This is a genomic window from Candidatus Alcyoniella australis, from assembly GCA_030765605.1.
In the GTDB taxonomy this organism is placed as follows: Bacteria; Lernaellota; Lernaellaia; order JAVCCG01; family Alcyoniellaceae; genus Alcyoniella; species Alcyoniella australis.
The window spans coordinates 1-6750 of record JAVCCG010000062.1; the positions used below are offsets into that span (position 1 = coordinate 1).

8 protein-coding genes are annotated in these 6750 nt (G+C 65.4%); all 8 read left to right on the forward strand.

The window, feature by feature from the left end; genetic code table 11:
• Nucleotides 1–1232 (forward strand): DUF2586 family protein (locus tag P9M14_06855; protein MDP8255448.1); only part of this gene is annotated, 1232 nt, incomplete at its 5' end.
• Nucleotides 1233–1251: 19 nt separating this feature from the next.
• Entirely contained in the window at nucleotides 1252–1695 is a 444-nt protein-coding gene (locus P9M14_06860; protein MDP8255449.1) for a hypothetical protein, read from the forward strand.
• Between the two features lie 23 nt (nucleotides 1696–1718).
• A complete protein-coding gene (locus P9M14_06865; protein ID MDP8255450.1) occupies nucleotides 1719–2099 on the forward strand; it encodes a hypothetical protein in 381 nt (126 codons plus the stop codon).
• 178 nt (nucleotides 2100–2277) lie between these two features.
• Entirely contained in the window at nucleotides 2278–4377 is a 2100-nt protein-coding gene (locus tag P9M14_06870) for a phage tail tape measure protein (GenBank protein MDP8255451.1), read from the forward strand.
• Nucleotides 4377–5039: a hypothetical protein gene (locus P9M14_06875; GenBank protein MDP8255452.1), complete on the forward strand. Its 663-nt coding sequence runs from the start codon at nucleotides 4377–4379 to the stop codon at nucleotides 5037–5039. The genes P9M14_06870 and P9M14_06875 overlap by 1 nt, the downstream gene beginning before the upstream one ends.
• Nucleotides 5030–5881: a hypothetical protein gene (locus P9M14_06880; protein MDP8255453.1), complete on the forward strand. Its 852-nt coding sequence runs from the start codon at nucleotides 5030–5032 to the stop codon at nucleotides 5879–5881. The genes P9M14_06875 and P9M14_06880 overlap by 10 nt, the downstream gene beginning before the upstream one ends.
• Nucleotides 5878–6423 carry a hypothetical protein gene (locus P9M14_06885; protein ID MDP8255454.1) on the forward strand — a complete coding sequence of 182 codons (546 nt, stop codon included), beginning with the start codon at nucleotides 5878–5880 and terminating at the stop codon, nucleotides 6421–6423. Before P9M14_06880 ends, P9M14_06885 begins: the two co-directional genes overlap by 4 nt.
• Nucleotides 6423–6635 carry a hypothetical protein gene (locus P9M14_06890; GenBank protein MDP8255455.1) on the forward strand — a complete coding sequence of 71 codons (213 nt, stop codon included), beginning with the start codon at nucleotides 6423–6425 and terminating at the stop codon, nucleotides 6633–6635. The genes P9M14_06885 and P9M14_06890 overlap by 1 nt, the downstream gene beginning before the upstream one ends.
• Nucleotides 6636–6750: the final 115 nt, after the last annotated feature.

The window sequence follows — 6750 nt, forward strand, 5'->3', positions numbered from 1 at the left end:
GGGCCGAGCGCATCGTGGCCGTGGTCTCCCCGGGCTCCGTAGCCGGGGTCAACGGCACGGTCACTGCCGGCAGCGGCAACTCCGGCGATGCTGTTTTTGCGGCCGCGGGCACGCCCAAGAGCAAGTATGAGATTCGCGTCGAGATCCTCTCCGGCGGCGCCTTTGGCACGGCCACCTTCCGCTGGTCGCGGGACGGCGGAATCAACTGGTCCCCGACGACGGCCACGCCCGCAGCCTCGGGTGATGGCTACAGCCTGGGCAACACCGGCGTGTCGGTCTCCTGGACCGACGCCGAGCCGGACGCGAGCAGCTTTGCCGCCAACGACACCTGGCAGTTCACTGCTACCGCCCCCGAGAGCTCGGTCAGCGAGATCAACACCGCCATTGACTACGGCATGGCGCGCCAGAGCGTCGAGCTGATCCTGGTGGCGCAGCCCGTGGCCTCGGGCTCGTGGGCCGCGTTGAACGCCAAGGGCGTGGCGCTGGCCGCTGCACATAAGCCGGTGGCGATCATCTGCAACGCCCCGTGGCCGACCGCTGAGCAGACCGTCGACCAGTGGGTCACGGCCCTGACCACGGCGCTCGGCAGCTTCACCACAGAGTGCGTCTCGATCATGGTCGGCGGCGCCAAGATCACCGATGAGCGCGGCTACGAGATCGAGCGCGGAGGCTCGGGGATCTACGCCGGACGCCTGGCGCACGACCCGGTGATGCGCTCGCCCGGGCGGGTTCTGACCGGCGCGCTGACTCCGATCAGCGGGCTGAACAAGCTGCGGCCCAGCGGCATTGAGGAGGCGCATCTCCAAGCCCTGGCCGAGGCGGGGTTCACCGTGTTCCGCACCTACGAGGGGCTCAGCGGCTACTACGTCAACAACGGCGCGGTGCACTGCGAGAGCGGCAGCCCCTACATCAACATCGAGCGCGTGCGCAGCATGCACAAGCTGATGCGCACGGCGCGCGCCGCAGCGCTGCTCAAGGCCCACGACGAGTGGTACGAGGACGGATCCGACGCCTCGCTTAAGGACCTGGAGAGCGCGGTCGAGTCCGAGATCAAGACGAGAATGATGAAAGGGCGCGACCGCGAGCTGAGTGCCTTCGACGTGGTTATCCCCACCGGCCAGGACGTGCTGGGCACCGAGGAGATCTACGCCGAGGTGCAGGCCGTGCCGGTGGGCTCGACCAAGAAGATCAAGCTCTACTTCAGCCTCTGGAAACAGTTGCCGCAATTGTAGCGGCAGCAAGGAGGGCAGAGTGCCAATCAACGGCAAGTCATACGATTGGGAAGATATCACCATCCTGCTGCCCAACGGCCCGCAGCTCGAGGTGACCGATATCGAGTACAGCGACGAGATGCCCTCCGAGGGCCGCTACGGCAAGGGCTCGGCCCCGCGCGGCTACGGCACGGGGAAGTGGAGCGGCGAGGGAAAGCTGACGCTCAACCGCGAGGGCTATGACGCGCTGATGGGCTATTGCCTGGCCAAGGGCAAGGCCTACTACAAGCTGCCCAAGTTCAACATCACCGCTTCCTACGCCAACGACGACAGCGGCCTGCGCGTGGATAAGCTCCAGGGCTGCAAGTTCAACAAGCGCAGCTTCAAGGCCGCGTCCGGCGACACCAGCAACACCGTCGAGGTGCCCTTCAACATCTTCGACGATCTCATTTCCGACGGCGTCAGCGCCCACGGCAACGTCTAAATCAGACCCCAGGAGGACCGATAATGGCTCAGGACGCGACCAAAGACACCCGCCCGCAGGATGCCAAATCCGGCCCCGGCGCTGAACAGATCGCCGCCTGGAAACAGCAGCATGGCGATGTCAGCTCGATGCGCGCGGAGTTCGTGGACGATGACGGCCGCGAGATCGACCTCGAGATCTACGTGCGCAAGCCCCAGCGCATGCACTACGACCGCCTGCTGAAAGACATCTCTCTGAAACCGGGCAAGGCGATGGTCAACTTCATCCTCTCGGTTCTGCTCTGGCCCTCATCGGAACGCTTTCGCCAGCTCTGCGAGAAGTACCCCGGGATCTCGGCGAGCCTGGGGGCCGAGATGTCCGAGGGCATGGGGTTCCAGGCGGACGTTATCCGAAAAAAACTATAGCGGTCGGGGAGAACCCGTTTCTCTCCGGCCTGTTGCTCGTCCGGCTCTACCTGCGGGAGGAACCCGCGGATGATATCGACGCATTTCAAGATCAGATTTCCCGGGCCCTGTGGGTCGAGGAACGGCTGATGACTCTGCTCGCGGCGGGCATCGGCAAGGCTTTCGGCGGGGGCGATTGATGGGCTCGATTTTCAAGATCGGCTTCATGATCAGCCTGATGGATAAGCTCTCCGGGCCGATGGCCAACGTCAAGGCCAAGCTGGGTGTGTTTGAGCGCTTTAGCGAACGCGCGTTCGGTCGTTTCCGCAACGTGGCGAGCAATGCCTTGGGCGAGGCCGGACGCCGCGCGGAGGCGTTCAAGCAGCGGCTTGCCGGGGTCACGACCAAAATCAACGCTGTGGGGGAGGCAGGCACCAAGCTGTTTCTAATCGGCACAGCGCTGCTCGTGCCGTTTACCCTCGCGGCGCGTGGCTTCGCGATTTTCGAGGATGCCGCAGCCAAATTCCGATCTACAGGCGTTTCGGTGATGGGCGACATGGACCGCTCAATGGAGATGGTTGAGCAGCGTTCCCTGAGTTTTGCGGCCCACAACAGGCAGACCGCCGTGCAGTACCTGGACGCGGCCTACACGATGGTGGCCGCAACCCAGGATGAGATCGCCGCTATTGAGGGCACGGATTGGGCGCTCAAGATGGCCACGGCGACCTTTGCCGACCATCAGAGCGCGGCCAATATGCTGGCGACCGCATACCTCAATATCGGTGATAAAACCCGCCCGGTGCGAGAAGAGTTTGGGCACCTGGCCGATGTGATCACCAAGACGCAGCAGACGTTCAAGCTGACGGACCTCGGCGCCCTGGCCGAAGGATTTAAATACGTCGCAGGTTCGGCCGTAGCCGAGGGCCTGGGCCTGGAACAACTGATGACCAGCCTCGGTCAGCTCAACGACGTGCTCGAAGGATCGCAGGCCGGAACCGCTCTCAACCAAGCCCTGGCCCACCTGTCGAAGGCCTCGCGGTCCCTGGGATTCGAGATCGAGCGCACTGCTTCGGGCGGCCTGGATCTGATTAAAACCCTGGGCAACATGAGTGACAAGCTGGGGCACACCTCGACCTGGACCGACCGCACGCGGGAGAGCCTGCGCATGGCGTTCGGGGATGAGGGGTATCGCGCGATCGTCGGGCTGCTGCCCAAGCTCGGCGAAATGGAAGACAAGTTCGGCGATATTTCCAGCGCCGCAGGCGTAACCCAAAGCACGGTCGATGATCTCAATACTACCTGGTCGGCCAAGATCGACCGCATTAAAAACCAGCTCAGCGGCCTGGGCGTGACCTTCGCCAAGTTGGAGGGCACCGGGTTTCAGGGTCGCCTCAACGGCATCTCGCAGGACCTCGTGGTTTTACAGCGCTTCATCGAGATTGAGCCGGAGTTGGCGGGCAGTGCCGCTGACAGCACGCTCAAGTTCGCGCTGCTGACCGTCGGCCTGGGGCTGTTCGGCCGGGTGCTGAAGTTCGTTTGGCCCTTGGTATCAGGCCTCGCAACAGCGTTGACGTGGTTGTCCGGCTTGTTGAAAGGCGGGGGGATCGGGGGGCTGCTGCGCGGGATTGCTCCGGTCTATGCCGAGGTTGCGCTTGTTTACGCCGCACTGAAGTCGCAGGCCGAGTCATACGGCATGGACCTGCGCGAGGTTGTCGGCGAGATGTTCAGCCCCGGCACCCTGATCAAGCTGGAGGATTGGAGCGGTTTCCTTGGCGCGCTGTGGGAGATGATTAATCCCGCGTCGCTATTCAGGGAGGTCTGGAACTTCTGGGTCGTGCTGCCATTGAACCAGTCGAAAAAGGATTTTGAAGCCCTGATCCTCTGGTTTCGCGGCTCGGGCAAGCGCCTCTGGCAGGAGTTCAAAGACGGGCTCTCTGAGGGCTGGGGCGACGTCAAAACCTACTTCAGCGAGAAACTGACCTGGATTAGCGGCCTTTTCCCGCACTCTGAGCCCAAGTGGGGACCGTTGCGCGGCCTGATGCGCGCGGGCGAGACCACGATGAGGATGTACGCCGAGGGGATCCGGCGTGGCGCGGCCGACCTGGCGCGCACCACGGCCGGGGCTTTGGCCCTTTCCGCTCCGCGTCCGGCGCTTGCGGCTGCCGGCGGCGGCCGCCACGTAACGATCAGCGTCGGCGACATCGTGATCCACGATCGCAGCGGCGACTCGCGCGACACTGCCGAGCGCGTCAGGCAGGCCGTGCTGCAAGTCCTGCGCGAGGCCTCGGAGGAAGTCTGATGCCGGACCCCACCAACCCCTTCGAGGTGTTGCAGAAGACGCAGAGCGCCTTTGCAATGGCGGGCTCCATCGCCTCGTTTATCCACACGCGCTCCACGGGCGACGACCCCGGCCAGGTGCTGCTGGGCGGCATCCCGCTGCCCGGGCTGACGCAGAGCGTGACCATCGATCAGCAGCACGACATCGAGGGCGTGCCGATTGAGGGGAGCAACGGCAAGGTCAAACTCTGGCACGGCCTGGGCGACGCTGAGATCAGCATCGATCAGGTGCTCACAACGGACGAGTCGCGCGGCCTGCTCGACATCCTGGGCGACCTGGCAACCCTCGACCTGGGCTCGGTCTATTCCGAGTTCTCCGGCGGCAGCGCCGATGCCATGACCGCCCACGAGAAACTGCGCGCGATCGCCCTGCTGTTCCAGCGCGTAGGGCCCGAGGGGTTGGTCGAGGTCGAGCTGCAGAATGAGCACGTCAACGCCCAGCTCGGCGACCAGGTCAAGGTGCTGTTCGCGGGCCTGGGCAGCGCTGATGCCGACGACGACACCCTGAGCGTCTCGCTGCGCTTCGTCGAATTCTGCCCGGCCCTGGTGATGGTCGGGATCCCCGCGAGCTCGGACGACGCCACGGACAGCCTGGACGAGGAGGTCGCGCCGCAATGGACGTGAGCCGCCGCGTGCTGACGCCGATCAGCCTGCTGACGATCGAGGGTGAGCAGATCGGCCAACGCTTGGCCGATTACACCGCGACTAAGAGCTGCACCCAGCCCAACGGCTCGTGCAACCTGGTGCTCGCCGACAAGGGCGCGGATTTGGCCGTCGAGTCCGGGGACAAGCTGACCCTGGCCCTGGGGTACGCGGGCGTGGGGCAGCCGACCACGGTTTTCACGGGGTGGATCCAGGAGGTCCGCCGCCGCCCACGCTTCGAGATCCGCGCGCTGGACGATTACTACCTGCAATTGCAAAAGATCAGCGTCTCCCTGCGCCGCATGACCCCTGCCAAGGTTGTGGCCGACCTGCTCGAGCGCGTGCAGCCCGAGCTGGGGATCTCCGCGCTGGTGCTGCCGAGCCAACGCCTGCGCCACTTCCAGGGCAAACAGCGCTGCGTCAAGGACCTGCTGCGCGATCTGCGCTCCACGCTGATCAAGCGTAAGTGGCCAATCGACGGCACGCGCTACGCCGAGACCGTTTACCCGTTCTGGCGCATCGATTGCGAGGGGAACTTCTCTTGGGCTCCCTGGGCCGATGTTACGGCCATGCCGTTCCGCTTTGAGTACGCCAAGAATATCTCGGAGTTCGACCCGGCCGAGGCGAGCGTGGCCGAACAGGGGCTGCTCAGGCTGGTCAGTTTCCCGCACCCGTGGGTGCACGCGGGCGACACGGTGATCGTCGACCACCCGCGCCTGGGCGCGCCCACGCGCCTGCGCGTTGATACACATACCATCAGCAAGTCGGGCACGGACCGCACTCGCTCAGTGCTGTTTCTCTCGCGCCTGCTGGAGGCCGCATGAACACGGGCGAGCTCAAGTGGGCCCTGCGGCGGCTGATCGAGCGCTCCGGCGCGCAGCTCGGGGCCGGGCCGATCAAGGCCCGCGTGATCCGGCAGACCTGCGACGCCGAGGCCTACACGGTCGATGTGCAGCCACTGCTGCCCGACGGCTCCGACGACCCGGACCATCGGCCGATTCCCGAGGTCGAGGTGGACCGACTGCTCGGCGGCGCGGCAGGCCTGTACGTCAAGCTGCCCAAGGGGAGCGTGGTGCGCGTTGGCTTTTACGACAACGACCCGGCCCAGCCCTACGTGGACGGCGTGCTGGCCCTGGCCGGGACCGAGCTCCAGGGGGCCGACGCCGTGCTGATCGGCGAGCGCCTGGTGCTGTCGGTGCCGACGATCCTGCTCGGCGGGCACGAGGCGGCACAGCCGGCCGTGCTCGGCCAGGTGCTGGAGACCTGGCTCAACGCCCATGTACACATGAGCCCGGTGGGCCAGACCTCGCCGCCGCTCACGCCCCTGGTCGGCGAGGAGCTGTCCGCCACCACGAGGATCAAGTGATGGCGCTGAACAAGGCCCAACTCACGGCGCGGCTTACCGAAATCTTCCGCGACACTTCTGCGGACGCCACGCCCGCGAGCAAGGCGGCGCAGATTGCCGACGCCGTTGACGAGTTCGTGCGCACGGCCCTGGTCTCGACCACGGTGACGGTCGCCGGCGTCACCGTCGGCACCGGCAGCGCCACGGGCACCGGCGCCGGCGGGGTGAGCTGATGGCCAAGATCGACAAGTCCGACTGGACCGACGTTGAGCTGGACGAATACGGCGACTTCGTCATGGCTGCCGACGGCGATCTCGGTCTGGTCTACGAGAACGACGCGCTCGGCCA

Excerpts from the sequence above, each read along its gene's own strand:
- P9M14_06865 (MDP8255450.1), top strand. The coding sequence starts at position 1,719 with ATGGCTCAGGACGCGACCAAAGACACCCGCCCGCAGGATGCCAAATCC.
- P9M14_06870 (MDP8255451.1), top strand. The coding sequence starts at position 2,278 with ATGGGCTCGATTTTCAAGATCGGCTTCATGATCAGCCTGATGGATAAG.
- P9M14_06875 (MDP8255452.1), top strand. The coding sequence starts at position 4,377 with ATGCCGGACCCCACCAACCCCTTCGAGGTGTTGCAGAAGACGCAGAGC.
- P9M14_06880 (MDP8255453.1), top strand. The coding sequence starts at position 5,030 with ATGGACGTGAGCCGCCGCGTGCTGACGCCGATCAGCCTGCTGACGATC.
- P9M14_06885 (MDP8255454.1), top strand. The coding sequence starts at position 5,878 with ATGAACACGGGCGAGCTCAAGTGGGCCCTGCGGCGGCTGATCGAGCGC.
- P9M14_06890 (MDP8255455.1), top strand. The coding sequence starts at position 6,423 with ATGGCGCTGAACAAGGCCCAACTCACGGCGCGGCTTACCGAAATCTTC.